The following is a 16,736-nucleotide window of genomic DNA, read 5'->3' on the forward strand; positions in this document are numbered from 1 at the left end:
TATAATGGAAGACGAATTTAGAAAACGTTTACATTAGAAGAGGTAATCTATGTCAAAAACAATCGCAATCAATGCTGGGAGCTCCAGTCTCAAATGGCAGCTCTATCAAATGCCGGAAGAAGAAGTCTTGGCCAAGGGGCTCATTGAGCGCATTGGCTTAAATGATTCAATCTCAACAGTTAAGTACAATGGCAAGTCTGATTCACAGACGCTAGATATTCCTGATCACACCATGGCGGTTCGGATTCTTTTGGAAGATCTGCTTAAGCATGGTTTGATTAAGGATTATCAAGAGATTACGGGAGTTGGCCATCGGGTTGTCGCTGGTGGCGAATACTTTAAGGAATCGGCCTTGGTTAATGACAAAGTTATTGAACAGGTTGAGGAACTGTCACTTTTAGCTCCGCTTCACAATCCAGGGGCTGCTGCTGGAATTCGAGCTTTCCGAGACATCTTGCCAGACATTACCAGCGTGGTTGTTTTCGATACATCTTTCCATACGACCATGCCTAAATATGCCTATCTCTATCCTATTCCGCAAAAATATTATCGTGATTACAAGGTGCGTAAATACGGAGCTCATGGCACCAGCCATCGGTATGTTGCTCAGGAAGCGGCTAAGATGTTAGGCCGCCCTCTCAATGAATTAAAATTGATCACAGCTCACATCGGTAATGGTGTTTCTATCACGGCTAACTACCACGGGGAATCAGTGGATACTTCTATGGGACTGACGCCACTGGCTGGCCCTATGATGGGAACCCGTTCAGGCGATATTGACCCAGCCATTATTCCTTTTTTGATTCAGCAGGATCCAGACTTGGAAACAGCTGCCGATGTGGTGGAAATGCTTAATAAGAAATCAGGTCTCATGGGAGTATCTGAAAAATCTAGCGATATGCGAGATATTGAAGCTGGTATTGAAGCTCATGATAAAAACACAGTTCTGGCTTACAATATCTTTATTGACCGTCTCAAGAAGTTTATTGGTCAATACTTCGCTGTTCTCAATGGAGCTGATGCTCTGGTCTTCACCGCAGGTATGGGTGAAAATGCTATTGGTATGCGTCAGGATATCATTGCTGGGCTCTCTTGGTTTGGTATGGAGATCGACCCAGAAAAGAATGTCTTTGGCTATGTTGGTGACATTTCAACTCCAAATTCTAAGGTTAGGGTTCTGGTCATTCCAACCGATGAAGAATTGATGATTGCGCGTGATGTTGAACATTTTAAAAAGATGCGATAAGTTTTTGGTCAAAGAGTTCATGAAAAGAAAGCATCCGAATCTGTTCGGGTGCTTTTTTCTCTGGCGAGATTTTTATTAAAAAAACCAAAGAGTTGATTAAATTTTCCTATGGCTATTTCCCTTCTAATTGAACCTAGCTCTGCTATAATAGGAGCAAGTTTTTCAAAAGAAAGGGAGTGACCTGTATTGAATTTCCAACAGTGTCGCTATGTTGAGGCAATTGCAGAAACAGGTTCTTTTAGCCAAGCTGCGAAAAAGCTGTATGTTACCCAGCCCAACTTATCCGCCTCTATCAAGGATTTAGAGGCGGAACTGGGCGTGCAGCTCTTTGTCCGCTCCAATACGGGTGCCAGATTGACTGACGATGGCAACGATTTCATCAAATATGCCAAGCGGATTATTGGGGAGCTGGATTTATTGGAGAAGCGTTATCAGCAGAAATTTCGCAAGGGTTTCACGGTAGCCTCCCACCATTATGATTTTCTTTTCCTGCCCTTGACTGAGATTGTTCAAGCATTTGAGGCTGACTATCAGGAATTTCAGTTGATTGAGACTACCACTAAGAAAATTCTCAGAAGCGTTGATAAATTTGAAAGCGACCTAGGGATTATTTATCTGGATGCTGATAATCGCCCTATCCTAGAAAAATCTCTGATTAATCAGGATTTAAGTTTTATCTCCCTGGGGGAATTTCCAACGCGGATTTTTCTGCGGAAGGGCCATCCCTTGGCAGATAGAAAAGTCCTGACCAAAGCTGATTTGGAAGGCTATCCTCAGGTGCGTTTTCGTCAGGAAAAGTCAGGATTGAATTTTGATGAGGATACTCTGGAGGTTTTGGATAATCAAACGATTATGTACAGTAACGATCGAGGAACGGTTATGAACTTGCTGACGGCCTCAGATGCTTATGCTTCGGGTTTAGGGATTGTCAATGGATTTATCAAAGAGCAGATTGTCCTTATTCCGCTGGCGGATAGTCCAGTTCATACCTTGGGCCTTGTGACCAATAATAAACGCAAAAAAACTCCAATTATAGAGGCTTTTATTGAGCGGGTGAAGGCTAGTTTAGCAGAAAGTGAAAAAAACTAGAGAGTCAGACTTTGCTGGCTCTTTATATTTTAGGAAGGTTCGGATTTATAGTGAAGCTTCTAATAATTTTTGAAAAATCTTCCAGATATGTGCTAAAATACTAACAATACCAAGAAAAAGAGGAATAAACATGAAAGCAATTATTACAGTTGTTGGTAAAGATAGTCAGGGGATTGTGGCAGGAGTTTCTGCCAAAATCGCTGATTTAGGCCTGAATATTGATGATATCACCCAAACCATTTTGGATGAGTATTTCACCATGATGACAGTGGTGTCCTCGCCAGAGAAAAAGGATTTTACTTTTCTTCGTTCGGAACTGGAAAAATTGGGGGACAGTCTGGGTGTTAAGATTAACATTCAAAGTTCGGCTATTTTTGATGCTATGCACAAGTTGTAAAGGAGATTTCCATGGATATTCAACAGGTTACAGAAACCATTGCCATGATTGAGGAGCAGAACTTTGATGTTCGCACTATCACCATGGGCATCTCGCTTCTTGACTGTATTGATTCGGACATCAATCGGGCAGCTGATAAAGTTTACCGCAAAATTGTCGATAAGGCCGCCAGATTAGTTGCGGTTGGTGATGAGATATCGGCAGAATTGGGGATTCCTATTGTCAATAAGCGAGTCTCAGTTACACCGATTGCTATCATTGGGGCAGCAACTGATGCAACCGATTATGTCCCTCTAGCTAAGGCTATGGACAAGGCTGCTAAGGAAATTGGCATCAATTTCATCGGCGGCTTCTCAGCCTTAGTGCAAAAGGGTTATCAGAAAGGTGATGAAATTCTCATCAAGTCCATTCCCAGAGCTCTAGCTGAGACTGACTTTGTCTGCTCCTCTGTCAATATTGGCTCAACCAAGTCGGGGATCAATATGACAGCTGTTAGGGATATGGGGCGGATTATTAAGGAAACCGCCCAGCTGTCCGAGATGGGGCCGGCTAAGCTGGTAGTCTTTGCTAATGCAGTTGAGGATAATCCCTTTATGGCTGGAGCCTTCCATGGTGTTGGTGAGACTGATGTTGTCATCAATGTCGGTGTTTCTGGTCCGGGTGTCGTTAAGCGAGCCTTAGAAAAGGTCCGAGGTCAGTCTTTTGATGTTGTGGCTGAAACCGTTAAGAAGACAGCTTTTAAGATTACCCGCATTGGTCAGCTGGTCGGCAGCTTGGCTAGTGAGAGATTGGGGGTTAAATTTGGTATTGTTGACCTCTCTCTAGCTCCGACGCCAGCGGTAGGAGATTCAGTGGCTCGGGTTCTGGAGGAAATGGGCCTCGAAACTGTCGGTACCCATGGGACAACAGCAGCCCTAGCCCTTCTCAATGATCAGGTTAAAAAGGGCGGAGTAATGGCTTGCAATCAGGTCGGGGGGCTGTCTGGTGCCTTTATTCCAGTATCTGAGGATGAAGGTATGATTGCCGCGGTGGAGGCTGGTTCGCTTAATCTGGAAAAGTTAGAAGCCATGACGGCCATCTGTTCGGTCGGTCTGGATATGCTTGCTATTCCGGAAGAAACTTCGGCCGAAACCATCGCTGCCATGATTGCTGACGAAGCCGCTATCGGCGTTATCAATATGAAAACAACCGCTGTTCGTCTGATTCCTAAGGGCAAAGAGGGAGACACTATCGAGTTTGGCGGTCTCCTCGGCTCTGCTCCGGTCATGTCAGTCAATAAAAAATCATCGGCAGATTTCATCGCTCGTGGTGGCCAAATTCCAGCACCGATTCACAGTTTTAAGAATTAGTATTTATGTCCTTGCCAACCTTGGCGGGGATTTTTTCTACTCGAAAACACTTGTTGGAGTACCATTAACGGGACTAATATTTTTTGAAAGCCCAAACACTATCTCGTTGATTTGAGCTTGCCCGACCAAGTAGAGCCTGAACTGTTTATGTTTTGAGTCATCAAATTTCTTATTTGCAATCTTGTTTTGCTAAAAAGGGTTTTATTATTAGGGGCAGAGTTTATGCCGATTTTATATCCAAAAAGTTGCCTGAGTTGGTCAGATTGAGTGAACAAATCTCTATCTCGCTTAGATTATCTCTGTTTGCAATAAGGGCCCATTAGTATGGGAAATTGATTGTTTTTAGTCTATTTCCCTATTGCCATGGCCTAGTTATTACTAAAGCCATGGTATCTCTGCCACCGTCATCTGCTTAGCGATAGAACGAACGGCAGAATTGTCAGTCCAAACCGTTCACTAATATTTATAAAATAATAACAGGCCACATTTTCATTGTCATTAGATGTCTTATTTATCAGCTATTTTTATTTCCTTAAATTTGTTATAATAGAAAGAAAATCAAGGAGAAGGGCCTTATGACAAAAACACGCTTATTTATTGCCCGCCATGGTAAAACTATGTTTAACACTATTGGACGGGCTCAAGGTTGGTCTGATACGCCACTGACTAAAGAAGGTGAGCGGGGGATTCAGGAACTTGGCCTAGGCTTGAAGGCAGCAGGTCTAAATTTTGTTGCTGCTTATTCTAGTGATAGTGGCCGGACCTTGCAGACCATGGAAATTATTTTACGAGAAATGGGGCAGAGTGACATTCCTTATAAGCGAGATAAGCGCATTCGTGAGTGGTGTTTCGGCAGCCTTGATGGCGGTTATGATGCGGAACTCTTTAACGGAGTTGTGCCAAGAGTTTTTGATAAGCCGGTTGAAGAAATGACCTACCAAGATATGGCTGATGCTATTCTAGCGGTTGATACAGCTGGTTGGGCTGAGCCTTGGGATATCTTGCGAGATCGAATTCTGTCTGGTTTCACTGACATTGCCAAGGAAGTTGAGAGCTTGGGCGGTGGCGATGCGATCGTGGTCAGTCACGGGATGACTATTGGTACTTTAATGGGCTTGATTGATCCCAGTCTTCCAAGGAGTTTAGCTCTTGATAACGGCAGCGTCTGTCAGGTAACTTATGAAGCCGACACATTCCATATTGAAGCAATCGGAGATATGACTTACCGACAAAAAGGTCGAGAAATTTTAGCAAGGGAGAACCATGAAAAAGTCTAGTCGTAACTTTTTTATCGTTTTTATTTTAGGGTTAGTCGTTATTTTTAGCTTTGCCTTTCTGCATGATAAATTAGCTTCTCGGTCGAATCAGACAGGAGCCAGTCAGTTAGCCAAGGTTAAAAAAACCAAGAAAGTTGAATTAGGTTCGGATCTGCCTGATGTTTCAGCAGATGATTGGCAACTAATTGTGGTCAATCGTGACAACATTACCAAGGAACTTAATCCTGACCTGGTGGCTATTGATAATATCAAGGTGGACTCGCGGATTGCAGACAATGTCAAAGAATTTTTAGCGGCTGCGCAGAAGATTGATAGCAGCGAGCACCTGATTTCGGGTTATCGCAGTGTCGAGTATCAACAGGAGCTCTTTGATTCTTACGTCAAGCAGGAGATGTCTAACGACCCTAGTTTGAGTCAAGACCAAGCTGAGGAAAAGGTTAAAACTTATTCCCAGCCAGCTGGAGCTAGTGAGCACCAGACAGGGTTAGCGATTGATATGAGTACGGTTGACAGCCTCAATGAAAGCGACCCTAGCGTTGTAGAACAATTGAAAAAGATTGCGCCAGATTATGGTTTTGTTCTTCGTTTTGAAAAGGGCAAGAGCGATTCAACGGGTGTTGATTACGAGGATTGGCATTTTCGCTATGTTGGCAAGGCATCTGCCAAATATATGACCGAGCATAATCTAAGCTTGGAAGAGTATGTAGCCTTATTAAAGGATTAGGATAGGGGGTTGAAATAGTATGCAATCAAGGCTAAAGTTTCGGCCTTTTATGATCGTTTTTGGACTTGTTTTAGCCCTTATTCTTTTGCCTCTCTTGTTGAACATGAAAACAAAGGCTGCCAATACCAAGGTTAGCACGCCTTATACAGAGTCTTCCTTCATTAAAGAGGTAGCTCCGGTAGCCCAGAAGTTATCAAAAGCCTATGGTATTAAGGCTTCTATAATTATTGCTCAGGCGGCCCAGTCATCTGATTATGGCTCTGACTTGCTGGCTGTGCGCTATCATAATTTCACAGGAACCTTAGCTCAGTCTGGGCAAGCTAAGATTGTTTTAACTACTCGGTCTTATGAAAACGGTCAGTGGCAAACAGTTAAACTGCCTTATGCTATTTATAGCAACTGGCAGGATAGTTTGATGGCTTATCTTGAGGCCATTTCTTCGGGTATGTGGGGGAAACAGCTCTACACCATCCTAGCCACAACTGAAGAGTATGTTACAGCAGCTCAGGCTCTGCAAAAAGCAGGGGTTAATACAGACCCTGACTATGCTAATAAGCTCATTACGATCATCCGAGAAAAGAATCTTACTCAGTATGATAGTTAGGATCTAGTTTTCTAAAGAATTAGCTGAATTAGCACTCTTTTTAAAAGAGTGCTAATTTTTTGCGCTTTTCTCTTGACAGTTGGTTTTAGAGCGGTATAATAGAAACATAAGTTAGCAGACTTGCTTTAAGAGTGCTAATGAACTTTTGGAATGGAGGTCCGTGATGATTACGCAGCGGCAAAATGATATTTTATCTATTGTGATTGAGCTGTTTACGCAGACACACGAACCTGTCGGATCCAAGGTTTTACAAAATTACATTGCTTCTAGTAGTGCCACCATCCGCAATGATATGGCTGCCTTAGAAAAAATTGGTCTCTTGGAAAAGGCGCACACATCTAGTGGCCGTCTGCCAAGTCGGCAGGGTTTTCAGTACTATGTTAGTCATCTCCTAAATTTTGAGAGGATTGACGAAGATGATGCCTATCAAGTTATCAAAGGTTTTGATTTTGAATTTTTTAAACTGGAAGATTTGTTGCAGAAGGCCAGCGATCTTTTAGCAGAGTTGACAGGGTGCACAGCAGTTGCTTTAGATGTTGAACCAAGCAATCAGCGCTTGAGCGCTTTTGATATTGTAAAGCTCAGTCACCACGATGCTCTAGCTGTCATGACCTTTGATGATTCTAATACGGTCACCAGTCAGTTTGCTATTCCTAAGAATTTTCTTGACGAAGACTTAGCTACTTTAAGCGGTTTAGTACATGAGCGTTTTTTGGGACAAACAGTTATGGAGATTCATTATCGGATTCGAACTGAGATTCCACAGATTGTTCAGCGCTATTTTAAGACAACAGACAATGTCTTAGAATTATTTGAACATATTTTTAAGGAAATGTTTGTCGAAAAGCCGTTTTTAGCTGGCAAGGAGAATCTACTCAAGTTTTCTGACGACCAGATCTACCGTTTTTTTGATAAGACCCAAGAATTAGCTTTGGAAATTCGTCAGTTGCTTCAAGAGGATAAACCCTATGCCATTCGTCTGGCAGATGAGAAACAAACTGGTTTGACTTCTTTAACACAGTTGTCCTATAAATTTCTCATTCCCTACCGAGGTTTTGGCAGCTTAAGCTTGTTTGGACCTGTGACGATTGATTACCAACGGGCCTTCAGTCTATTGGGAATTGTCAGCCGGGTGTTGACTATGAAATCAGCTGATTTCTATCGTTACCTTAGTAGCAATCATTATGAAGTCAATTAGTAACATTTAATAAAGGAGGCATTATGTCAGAAGATATTAAAAAAGAGGAAGTGACCGAAGAGACTCAGGCTTCTGAAACCGAAGAAAAAGAGCAAACTGAAGCGGCCTCTGAGGAAACTACTGAAAAAACAGAATTAGAAGCAGCTTTAGAGAAGGCTGAGGATTTTGAAAATAAATTCTTACGGGCTCACGCTGAAATGCAAAATATTCAGCGTCGCGCCAATGAGGAACGTCAGCAGTTACAGAAGTATCGTTCGCAAGATCTCGCTAAGGCAATCTTGCCTAGCTTGGATAATTTAGAACGTGCTTTAGCAGTTGAGGGCTTGAGCGATGATGTGAAAAAAGGGTTGGAAATGGTACAGGAAAGCCTGAATCAAGCTCTTAAAGAAGAGGGTGTGGAAGAAGTGGCAGTTGAAAGCTTTGATCACAACCTTCACATGGCTGTTCAAACCTTACCGGCTGATGATGAGCATCCAGCAGACAGCATTGCGGAAGTTTTCCAAAAAGGCTACAAACTGCACGATCGCCTGCTTCGGCCAGCTATGGTGGTGGTATATAATTAGTCAATAATGATGGGCATTAAAACGTCTCGTCATTATACGGCAACCGCTATGGCGGATTGCCTAGACTCCTTACTATCTCACGTCGTAACTATACAATGATGATAGCTAATCAATAAAATAACCGTGTCCGAAATGACAATAAACTAGGTGGTAAGTCAGAAATCTTTGATTTCGTTGACGCGCCCCCGCAAGGTTGACTAGCATTTTATGGCCTGAAGGGTGTAGAAAGTTCAGTCAACTACTGCGAATAAAAACAAGTAAAGAGGAAAAATGAAAGGAATTGAACCCGAACGGAAAGCTCGGACTCGGAATTGAGATAAATCACCTCGTGTACAAGCACACATCGTTGATTTCCTAAAATTCTAGTCGCTTTCTCGGCGTTCTTGGTATCTTAATTATGAGCAAAATTATTGGTATTGACTTAGGAACAACAAACTCAGCAGTTGCCGTTCTTGAAGGAACTGAAAGTAAAATTATCGCTAACCCAGAAGGTAACCGTACAACTCCTTCTGTTGTCTCGTTTAAAAACGGGGAAATCATTGTCGGTGATGCGGCTAAACGTCAAGCGGTAACTAACCCAGATACTGTTATCTCTATCAAATCTAAGATGGGGACTTCTGAAAAAGTTTCTGCTAATGGTAAAGAATACACTCCTCAAGAAATTTCAGCTATGATTCTGCAATACATCAAGGGTTATGCTGAAGATTATCTTGGTGAAAAAGTTGAAAAAGCCGTTATTACAGTCCCTGCTTACTTCAACGATGCCCAACGTCAGGCAACAAAAGATGCTGGTAAAATCGCGGGTCTTGAAGTCGAACGTATCGTCAACGAACCAACCGCAGCAGCTCTTGCTTATGGTCTTGATAAACAAGATAAAGATGAAAAAATCTTAGTGTTTGACCTTGGTGGTGGTACTTTTGATGTCTCTATCCTTGAGTTGGGCGATGGTGTCTTCGATGTATTGGCTACTGCTGGTGATAATAAACTAGGTGGTGACGATTTCGACCAAAAGATTATTGACTACTTGGTTGATGAATTCAAGAAAGAAAACGGCATTGACCTGTCAACTGACAAGATGGCTCTGCAACGTTTGAAAGATGCTGCTGAAAAAGCTAAGAAGGACTTGTCAGGTGTCACCCAAACACAAATCAGCCTGCCTTTCATCACTGCCGGTGATGCTGGACCGCTCCACTTGGAAGTCTCATTAACACGTGCTAAATTTGATGATTTGACTCGCGATCTGGTTGAACGTACCAAGACCCCTGTTCGTCAAGCTTTGTCTGATGCTGATTTGAGCCTGTCAGAAATTGATGAAGTTATCTTGGTTGGTGGTTCAACGCGTATTCCAGCAGTTGTTGAAGCGGTTAAAGCTGAAACAGGTAAAGAACCAAACAAATCTGTGAACCCTGATGAAGTCGTAGCCATGGGTGCTGCTATTCAAGGTGGTGTCATCACTGGTGATGTCAAAGACGTCGTACTTCTTGATGTGACCCCATTGTCACTTGGTATCGAAACCATGGGCGGTGTCTTCACGAAGTTGATTGACCGCAACACAACTATCCCAACCTCTAAGTCACAAGTCTTTTCAACCGCAGCTGATAACCAACCAGCCGTTGACATCCACGTTCTTCAAGGTGAACGCCCAATGGCAGCGGACAACAAGACTTTGGGACGTTTCCAATTGACAGATATCCCAGCTGCACCTCGTGGTGTGCCACAAATCGAAGTAACATTTGACATTGACAAGAACGGTATCGTATCTGTTAAGGCTAAAGACCTCGGTACGCAAAAAGAACAACACATCGTTATCAAGTCAAATGACGGTCTTTCTGAAGAAGAAATTGAACGTATGATGAAAGATGCGGAAGCTAATGCTGATGCTGATGCTAAGCGTAAAGAAGAAGTTGACCTCAAAAATGAAGTTGACCAAGCTATCTTTGCAACAGAAAAGACTATTAAAGAAACCGAAGGTAAAGGCTTTGACACTGAACGTGATGCTGCCCAATCAGCTCTTGATGATCTTAAGAAAGCTCAAGAAGACAACAACTTGGACGATATGAAAGCTAAGCTGGAAACCCTTAACGAAAAAGCCCAAGCCTTAGCTGTTAAAATGTACGAACAAGCTGCCGCAGCTCAACAAGCCGCTGGCGGAACTGAAGGCGCAGCTGATGCTGGATCATCAGATAAAGGTGACGATGACGTCGTAGATGGTGAGTTTACTGAGAAATGAGAGCGGGACAAAAATCGGTAAATCGTTATGAAATAGCGATTTCGATTTTGTTGTCCCACCTCCGCACAGTTGATTAGGAAGGCTGCTATCACTTGCGAGGCAAGGGATAAGGACTTCCAATCAACCACTGCGTCAAACGATTCTATCTAAGCCAGTTAATAGGAAGCGAGACTTTTGTTTCCCCCCTCGTCTCGAGCTTAGAAATTCGAGAGCAAGGCAGATTCGGGGGATTGTTTTAGCCTGCGAGCCAGAAGCTAGAAATAAGCAGTGGTTCACTGGACTGTTTTATTCTGAGCTTGGAGATGTGAAAGCGAGATAGCAATTGTACTATAAAACCAACTGCAGAGGTTGCAAACCAGCCTCTGTTTTTGGGTAATAGCGTCAGCAACAAAAGCGGTCGAAGACGACACAGCCGATAATTTTTGCCGTGGTGAGAGTAACAGTAGCTGGAGCTACTGTTACGAGAGGATTTTTAAAACCTTTAGGTTCAAAAATAAGCAATGGAATGACGTAGTTGGTCGCCTGCGTCCCCACCATTTAAGAAAATTATCAAAAAATAACCTTCTAAATATATAGAAAGGAAGAAGTGTTCGCAACTGAACACGGGCTAGGGACTGTGCTAAAAGGATAATTTTTTTCTAGGACGCAAGACGTCCGTCGTCAAAATTCCTATTTTGGTGGTGTCCCTTTAACGCCCTTTGTATCTTATATGAACAATCAAGAATACTATGATCGTCTTGGTGTTTCTAAAAACGCTTCACAAGACGAAATCAAAAAAGCTTACCGGAAAATGTCCAAGAAATACCATCCTGACATCAACAAGGATCCGGGAGCTGAGCAAAAATATAAGGATATTCAAGAGGCTTATGAAACCTTAGGTGATGAGCAAAAACGAGCTGCCTATGATCAGTATGGACCTGATGGTGCCAATGCAGGTTTTGGCGGCGGTTTCAGCGGTTTTGATAGTGCAGGTTTTGGTGGCTTCGAAGATATTTTTTCTAGCTTCTTTGGTGGCGGCGGAAGCAGCCGTAACCCCAATGCACCACGCCAGGGTGATGATCTGCAATATCGTTTGAACCTGAAATTTGAAGAGGCGATTTTTGGGGCTGAGAAGGATGTCACCTATAACCGCGAAGCGGAATGTCACACCTGTCATGGTTCAGGAGCTAAGCCTGGAACCAGCCCAGTGACCTGCAGCCGCTGTCATGGTCAAGGGGTTATCAATGTTGATACTCAGACACCTCTTGGTATGATGCGCCGTCAGGTTACCTGCGATGTCTGTCATGGTACCGGTAAGGAAATCAAGGAACCATGTGGCACCTGTCAAGGTACTGGTCATGAAAAGAAATCTCACAAGGTTTCTGTTAAGGTTCCTGCTGGTGTCGAAACGGGTCAACAAATCCGCCTGCAAGGTCAGGGGGAAGCTGGCTTTAATGGCGGTCCTTATGGTGATCTCTTCGTTATTATCAATGTTTTACCAAGTAAGAAATTTGAACGGGATGGTTCAACCATCTACTATACCCTCAATATTAGCTTTGCTCAGGCAGCTCTGGGAGATACTGTAGAGGTGCCAACTGTCCATGGTGATGTTGAGATGACGATTCCAGAAGGAACTCAAACGGGCAAAACCTTCCGTCTCAAGGGCAAGGGCGCTCCTCGCTTGCGTGGCGGCGGTCAGGGAGATCAGTATGTGACGATTAATGTTGTCACCCCGACTAAGCTTAATGATGGACAAAAAGAGGCCCTGCTTGCGTTGGCAGCAGCCAGTGGTGAAGGCAGTATTCAGCCTAAGAAAAAGGGATTCTTTGATAAGGTTAAAGACGCCTTTGATGGAGAATAAACTTATGATGAAAGAGCAGATTTTATAGGTCTGCTCTTTTTTATGGAAAGAGAACTTTTTATAGTGGATTGAAAAAATAGAACAAAGCAAGGTAATTCAGATAGAACGCCCCATTTTCGCGTTTTAGGATTCTGTTAAAAGAGTTGCTCTGGTTTTTCTACCATCAAATAATTTAAGGATATCTTGGGCTTAATGCAATCTACTATAAATAGCTATGATAGAAATGGCTATGCGAATTGATTGTCTCAGCTTAAATCTGTCTGGGGACAGTTTTTATCCTTTCCTCTAGGCAAGTCCAATTTATCGTGCTAAAATAGGGCCATGGTAAGATATAAGGCAGTTATTTCTTATGACGGGACTCTTTTTGCTGGCTTTCAACGCCAGACTAAGGAGCGTTCGGTTCAAGAAGAATTAGAAAAAACCTTAGAGCGGTTAAATAGTGGAAGACCAGTCAAGGTGCATGGAGCTGGTCGGACTGACAGTGGTGTCCATGCCTATGGTCAGGTTATTCATTTTGATTTATCTCAGGTCCGTGATGAGGAGAAATTACGCTTTGGTCTGGATACTCAATCGCCTGGGGATATTGATGTCGTTAGTGTTCAGCAGGTTTCGGATGATTTTCATGCCCGCTACAATCCCCACAGCAAGACTTATGAATTTCTAGTGGATACTGGTCGGCCTAAAAATCCCATGATGCGGGCCTATGCCACTCATTTTCCCTACGCAGTGGACTTAGGAACTATGCAGGAAGCGATGGCTGATTTGGTTGGCACTCATGACTTTACCGGCTTTACAGCTTCTGGGAGTTCGGTGCAAAATAAGGTCCGTACTATTACTGAGGCTAAGGTCGAGCGAGACGTCAAAACTGGCTTTTTGGTTTTCACTTTTTCAGGCAACGGATTTCTTTATAAACAGGTGCGCAATATGGTGGGAACCCTCTTGAAAATTGGCAATGCTCGGATGCCAGTCAGTCAGATTAAGACAATCTTGGAGACTAAGGATAGAAGTCTAGCAGGTCCGACGGCAGCAGGTAATGGTCTTTATTTAAAGGAGATTACTTATGAGTGAGAAGATTCTAGCTATTTCAGGTAATGATATTTTTAGTGGCGGCGGTCTTTATGCTGACTTGACGACCTATATTCTTAATGGTCTTCGGGGATTTTTGGCGGTGACCTGCCTAACAGCTGTGACAGAGGAGGGTTTTCAGGTCTTTGCGACAGATTCAAAAGTCTTTCAGGCTCAGCTGAATAGTCTGCGAAAGGTTGACTTTGCTGGGATTAAACTAGGGCTTTTGCCTAATGCTGAAATTGCTGAGGCTGCCCTATCTTTTGTTAGGTCACATGATGGCCTTCCTATTGTTTTGGATCCTGTTTTAGTTTGTAAGGAAAAGCACGATATGGCCGTCAGTGCTCTGAGAGATGAGCTTTTGAAATTTCTGCCTTATGTATCTATTGTGACACCGAATTTGGCAGAAGCAGAAATTCTCACAGGCCTCTCCATCAAAGAACTTAAAGATATGAAAGTGGCGGCTAAAAAATTGTGCGCCTTGGGTGCTCAGGCTGTTGTCATCAAGGGTGGCAGCCGCTTAGGGTCAGACCGTGCTTTGGATGTTTTCTACGATGGAGAAAGGCTGGAAGTCTTGAGTGGGCCTTTGTCCGAGGAGAACAATGTTGGGGCTGGCTGCACCTTTGCTTCTGCTATTGCCAGCCAGTTGGTTCTGGAGAAAGAGACGCTCGAAGCGGTTCAAACAGCTAAGTCCTTTGTCTATCAGGCAATTTTACATTCAGATGATTATGGGGTGGTACAAGCTTATGGGAAGCACGAAGACTAGTCGGTTAACCTTATTAGCTATTTTAACAGCTCTCAGTTTGGCGCTTGGTTTTATCAATATTCCTACTCCGACAGGATTTTTGACCTTGATTGATGTGGGGATTTTTTTCACGGCATTCTACTTAGGCAGCCGTTCGGGAGCTATCGTCGGCGGTTTGTCGGCTTTCCTCCTAGATTTTCTTTTAGGTTATCCCCAGTATATGATTTTCAGCCTTATTGCTCATGGGATGCAAGGCTATTTTGCAGGCTGGAATGGGTCTCGCCGCGCTCTTGGGGTCATACTAGCCGGTCTTATTATGATTGCTATCTATATTCTGGCGGCCCTAATTTTAGGTTTTGGCTGGGGAGCGGCCCTAGCTAGCGTCTGGGGAAATTTTTGTCAGAATACCTTGGGATTAGCTCTGGGAGCTAGTTTTTGTAGAGCCTTTGACAAGGTGTTTCCGAGAAAGTGAGGGTGTTATGGATTTGCAGGTTTTGGAAAGGGAAACGCGAAACATTATCAGAGATATTTTGGAACGTTCGGCTATTAAAAAAGGACAAATTTTTGTCCTAGGCTTATCTTCCAGCGAAGTAGTTGGGGGCCTGATTGGAAAAAAATCTAGCCTAGAGGTTGGCCAAGTCATCGTCAAAACCATTCTGGAAGAAACCAAGGCTAAAGGTATCCACCTAGCAGTTCAGGGCTGCGAACATCTCAATCGAGCTTTGGTCATAGAAGAAGCAGTTGCAGAAAGCAAGGACTTAGAAATTGTCAATGTCCTTCCTAGTCTTCATGCAGGAGGGAGCGGTCAATTGGCTGCTTTTGACTATATGGAGAGCCCAGTTGAGGTTGAAGAAGTTACCGCTCACGCTGGTCTGGATATTGGTGATACCTTTATCGGGATGCACGTTAAGCGGGTTCAAGTTCCTTTGATTCCCTTGCAACGTGAGCTCGGAAGCGCTCATGTAACGGCTCTGGCTAGTCGTCCTAAATTGATTGGAGGGGCTAGAGCTAAGTACAAATCAGACCCTATTCGCAAGAGATGAGTTTATTATTAAGGCTAATATAAAACGAGTCTAGGACAAAAGTCCAGACTCGTTAGCATTGTTCTAAATTTACCAGATTGACGCAGTGGTTGGGAGAAAGACTTGTTGGTACTGCCAAGAAGTCTTTCCCCTGCACAGTTCATTAGGTGCTTTAGCACCAATGGACCACTGCTGATTGGCGGCCCATCTTGGGGTGCAGTCCCATTGTCAGGCACCCCTCAAATAGTCCACTGGACTGTTTAACTACCACACAAGGGATAGCGGCCCACCTAATCAACTGTGCGGAGGTGGGATTGAAATGCTCCAGTGGAGGATTTCTACCTGAGCCTTAAAATAAGAGAGCGAGGAAAATCAAAATCGTGATTTTATCACGATTACTGATTTTTTATACGTAATCTTCAAAGATTACAATGTTTTGTGGGTGAGAGCGAAGTCATCATGGCTGTTTGTTCCACTCTCTTGTTTGTGTTGGAAGGATATGAGTATTTGGTGTTGGCAGGCTGATATTTTCTTTGAGCAAAGCCTCTTGGTAGAGCCTGAAAAATTTAGAATAAATTTTTTCCTCTTGCCCATTTTGAACAAAAATATCCACGCGAAATACAAATTGGCCGTTAGTAGAATTTCGAGGGCCTAAGATGGACGGGACACCAACCATTTCTGGCGTATTTGGGATTTCTTCTGCGTTGACTTCTTTGATAATTTGGGTAACTCGGTCCAGATTTGTTGTCGCATAGATTGGAATTTCAATCCGTGCTCGGATGTCACCTCGGGATTTGTTACTAACCAGAAGAATTTGGCGATTGGGAATAAAATGAAGGGTTCCGTCAAAGCCACGAATTTCAGTTGTATGAATGCCGATGCTGGAAACAGTTCCTGCAACGGTGCCTACAATAACGGAGTCCCCAACATCAAATTGCCGCTCAATCAGGATGAAAAAACCGTTGACTAAATCTGACAAAAATCCTTGAGCTCCAAGACCAATAGCTAAGCCTGCAATTCCCGCCCCAGCTAATAGGCTGGAGACTGGTAGACCTATGATGGCTAAAATCCAATAGATTAAGAGAAAATAGAGCAGATAGTCCATGATATTATGGAAAAGCTTAATTAAGGTTTTGCGCCGCCCTTCAGACTGCCCTAAGAGCCGCGGGGAATGAGAAAAAAATTTGTTAAAAGCCCAGTTAGCCACTTGTTTACCAATAAGGAAGGCGATGATTAGAAGTATTAAAGATACAGCCTTAGATAATAGATTGACAGCCATATCTTCTAAGTGGAGGGACTCCCAATATTTGATTAAAATTGACATAGAAACATCCTTTCGCCTTTCTAGTGTAGCAAAAAATTAGAGAGTTGGCAGGCTTTATTCATA

The 16,736-nt window shown here is 43.3% G+C and carries 16 protein-coding genes; 15 read left to right on the top strand and 1 reads right to left on the bottom strand.

Features of this window, described 5'->3' with window-relative positions; all coding sequences use genetic code 11:
- Positions 1-49: 49 nt before the first annotated feature.
- The 15 genes from STRCR_RS02750 to STRCR_RS02820 all read left to right on the top strand — a co-directional run bounded on the left by STRCR_RS02750 (position 50) and on the right by STRCR_RS02820 (position 15,370).
- Complete coding sequence (locus tag STRCR_RS02750) at positions 50-1,246, top strand: acetate kinase (protein ID WP_004227487.1); 1,197 nt, start codon at positions 50-52, stop codon at positions 1,244-1,246.
- A gap of 186 nt (positions 1,247-1,432) precedes the next feature.
- On the top strand, positions 1,433-2,335 hold the full coding sequence (locus STRCR_RS02755; protein WP_004225740.1) for a LysR family transcriptional regulator: 903 nt from the start codon (positions 1,433-1,435) through the stop codon (positions 2,333-2,335).
- A 130-nt stretch (positions 2,336-2,465) separates the two neighbouring features.
- Positions 2,466-2,732, top strand: a complete 267-nt coding sequence (locus STRCR_RS02760) for an ACT domain-containing protein (RefSeq protein ID WP_004228423.1) — start codon at positions 2,466-2,468, stop codon at positions 2,730-2,732.
- 11 nt (positions 2,733-2,743) lie between these two features.
- Positions 2,744-4,081 carry a PFL family protein gene (locus STRCR_RS02765; RefSeq protein ID WP_004229787.1) on the top strand — a complete coding sequence of 446 codons (1,338 nt, stop codon included), beginning with the start codon at positions 2,744-2,746 and terminating at the stop codon, positions 4,079-4,081.
- Positions 4,082-4,656: 575 nt separating this feature from the next.
- Entirely contained in the window at positions 4,657-5,358 is a 702-nt protein-coding gene (locus STRCR_RS02770) for a histidine phosphatase family protein (protein WP_004228893.1), read from the top strand.
- Complete coding sequence (locus STRCR_RS02775) at positions 5,345-6,082, top strand: M15 family metallopeptidase (RefSeq protein WP_004227589.1); 738 nt, start codon at positions 5,345-5,347, stop codon at positions 6,080-6,082. The genes STRCR_RS02770 and STRCR_RS02775 overlap by 14 nt, the downstream gene beginning before the upstream one ends.
- A gap of 19 nt (positions 6,083-6,101) precedes the next feature.
- Positions 6,102-6,686, top strand: coding sequence for a glycoside hydrolase family 73 protein (locus tag STRCR_RS02780; RefSeq protein WP_040804381.1), 585 nt, complete (start codon positions 6,102-6,104; stop codon positions 6,684-6,686).
- Between the two features lie 163 nt (positions 6,687-6,849).
- The gene (hrcA, locus tag STRCR_RS02785; RefSeq protein ID WP_004228988.1) at positions 6,850-7,884 is read left to right on the top strand and encodes a heat-inducible transcriptional repressor HrcA; all 1,035 of its coding nucleotides are present in this window, start codon (positions 6,850-6,852) and stop codon (positions 7,882-7,884) included.
- Positions 7,885-7,907: 23 nt separating this feature from the next.
- Positions 7,908-8,447, top strand: coding sequence for a nucleotide exchange factor GrpE (gene grpE, locus STRCR_RS02790; RefSeq protein ID WP_004228141.1), 540 nt, complete (start codon positions 7,908-7,910; stop codon positions 8,445-8,447).
- A 397-nt stretch (positions 8,448-8,844) separates the two neighbouring features.
- Positions 8,845-10,677 (top strand): molecular chaperone DnaK, encoded by a 1,833-nt coding sequence (dnaK, locus tag STRCR_RS02795; protein WP_004226779.1) that lies wholly within the window; start codon positions 8,845-8,847, stop codon positions 10,675-10,677.
- A gap of 709 nt (positions 10,678-11,386) precedes the next feature.
- Positions 11,387-12,517, top strand: a complete 1,131-nt coding sequence (gene dnaJ / locus STRCR_RS02800) for a molecular chaperone DnaJ (RefSeq protein ID WP_004228435.1) — start codon at positions 11,387-11,389, stop codon at positions 12,515-12,517.
- A gap of 321 nt (positions 12,518-12,838) precedes the next feature.
- Entirely contained in the window at positions 12,839-13,585 is a 747-nt protein-coding gene (gene truA, locus STRCR_RS02805) for a tRNA pseudouridine(38-40) synthase TruA (protein ID WP_004227196.1), read from the top strand.
- Positions 13,578-14,348, top strand: coding sequence for a bifunctional hydroxymethylpyrimidine kinase/phosphomethylpyrimidine kinase (locus STRCR_RS02810; RefSeq protein ID WP_004230092.1), 771 nt, complete (start codon positions 13,578-13,580; stop codon positions 14,346-14,348). Before truA ends, STRCR_RS02810 begins: the two co-directional genes overlap by 8 nt.
- Positions 14,329-14,799 (top strand): ECF transporter S component, encoded by a 471-nt coding sequence (locus STRCR_RS02815; protein ID WP_004229626.1) that lies wholly within the window; start codon positions 14,329-14,331, stop codon positions 14,797-14,799. The genes STRCR_RS02810 and STRCR_RS02815 overlap by 20 nt, the downstream gene beginning before the upstream one ends.
- Before the next feature lie 7 nt (positions 14,800-14,806).
- Positions 14,807-15,370 (top strand): TIGR01440 family protein, encoded by a 564-nt coding sequence (locus STRCR_RS02820; protein WP_004229400.1) that lies wholly within the window; start codon positions 14,807-14,809, stop codon positions 15,368-15,370.
- Positions 15,371-15,806: 436 nt separating this feature from the next.
- Here STRCR_RS02820 and STRCR_RS02825 read toward each other — a convergent pair whose 3' ends face one another.
- On the bottom strand, positions 15,807-16,673 hold the full coding sequence (locus STRCR_RS02825; RefSeq protein WP_004227956.1) for a mechanosensitive ion channel family protein: 867 nt from the start codon (positions 16,671-16,673) through the stop codon (positions 15,807-15,809).
- Between the last annotated feature and the right edge of the window lie 63 nt (positions 16,674-16,736).

It is taken from the genome of Streptococcus criceti HS-6 (genome assembly GCF_000187975.2).
GTDB classification, from domain to species: domain Bacteria; phylum Bacillota; class Bacilli; order Lactobacillales; family Streptococcaceae; genus Streptococcus; species Streptococcus criceti.

Excerpts from the sequence above, each read along its gene's own strand:
- STRCR_RS02750 (WP_004227487.1), top strand. The coding sequence starts at position 50 with ATGTCAAAAACAATCGCAATCAATGCTGGGAGCTCCAGTCTCAAATGG.
- STRCR_RS02760 (WP_004228423.1), top strand. The coding sequence starts at position 2,466 with ATGAAAGCAATTATTACAGTTGTTGGTAAAGATAGTCAGGGGATTGTG.
- STRCR_RS02765 (WP_004229787.1), top strand. The coding sequence starts at position 2,744 with ATGGATATTCAACAGGTTACAGAAACCATTGCCATGATTGAGGAGCAG.
- STRCR_RS02770 (WP_004228893.1), top strand. The coding sequence starts at position 4,657 with ATGACAAAAACACGCTTATTTATTGCCCGCCATGGTAAAACTATGTTT.
- STRCR_RS02775 (WP_004227589.1), top strand. The coding sequence starts at position 5,345 with ATGAAAAAGTCTAGTCGTAACTTTTTTATCGTTTTTATTTTAGGGTTA.
- STRCR_RS02780 (WP_040804381.1), top strand. The coding sequence starts at position 6,102 with ATGCAATCAAGGCTAAAGTTTCGGCCTTTTATGATCGTTTTTGGACTT.
- hrcA (WP_004228988.1), top strand. The coding sequence starts at position 6,850 with ATGATTACGCAGCGGCAAAATGATATTTTATCTATTGTGATTGAGCTG.
- grpE (WP_004228141.1), top strand. The coding sequence starts at position 7,908 with ATGTCAGAAGATATTAAAAAAGAGGAAGTGACCGAAGAGACTCAGGCT.
- dnaK (WP_004226779.1), top strand. The coding sequence starts at position 8,845 with ATGAGCAAAATTATTGGTATTGACTTAGGAACAACAAACTCAGCAGTT.
- dnaJ (WP_004228435.1), top strand. The coding sequence starts at position 11,387 with ATGAACAATCAAGAATACTATGATCGTCTTGGTGTTTCTAAAAACGCT.
- truA (WP_004227196.1), top strand. The coding sequence starts at position 12,839 with ATGGTAAGATATAAGGCAGTTATTTCTTATGACGGGACTCTTTTTGCT.
- STRCR_RS02810 (WP_004230092.1), top strand. The coding sequence starts at position 13,578 with ATGAGTGAGAAGATTCTAGCTATTTCAGGTAATGATATTTTTAGTGGC.
- STRCR_RS02815 (WP_004229626.1), top strand. The coding sequence starts at position 14,329 with ATGGGAAGCACGAAGACTAGTCGGTTAACCTTATTAGCTATTTTAACA.
- STRCR_RS02820 (WP_004229400.1), top strand. The coding sequence starts at position 14,807 with ATGGATTTGCAGGTTTTGGAAAGGGAAACGCGAAACATTATCAGAGAT.
- STRCR_RS02825 (WP_004227956.1), bottom strand. The coding sequence starts at position 16,673 with ATGTCAATTTTAATCAAATATTGGGAGTCCCTCCACTTAGAAGATATG.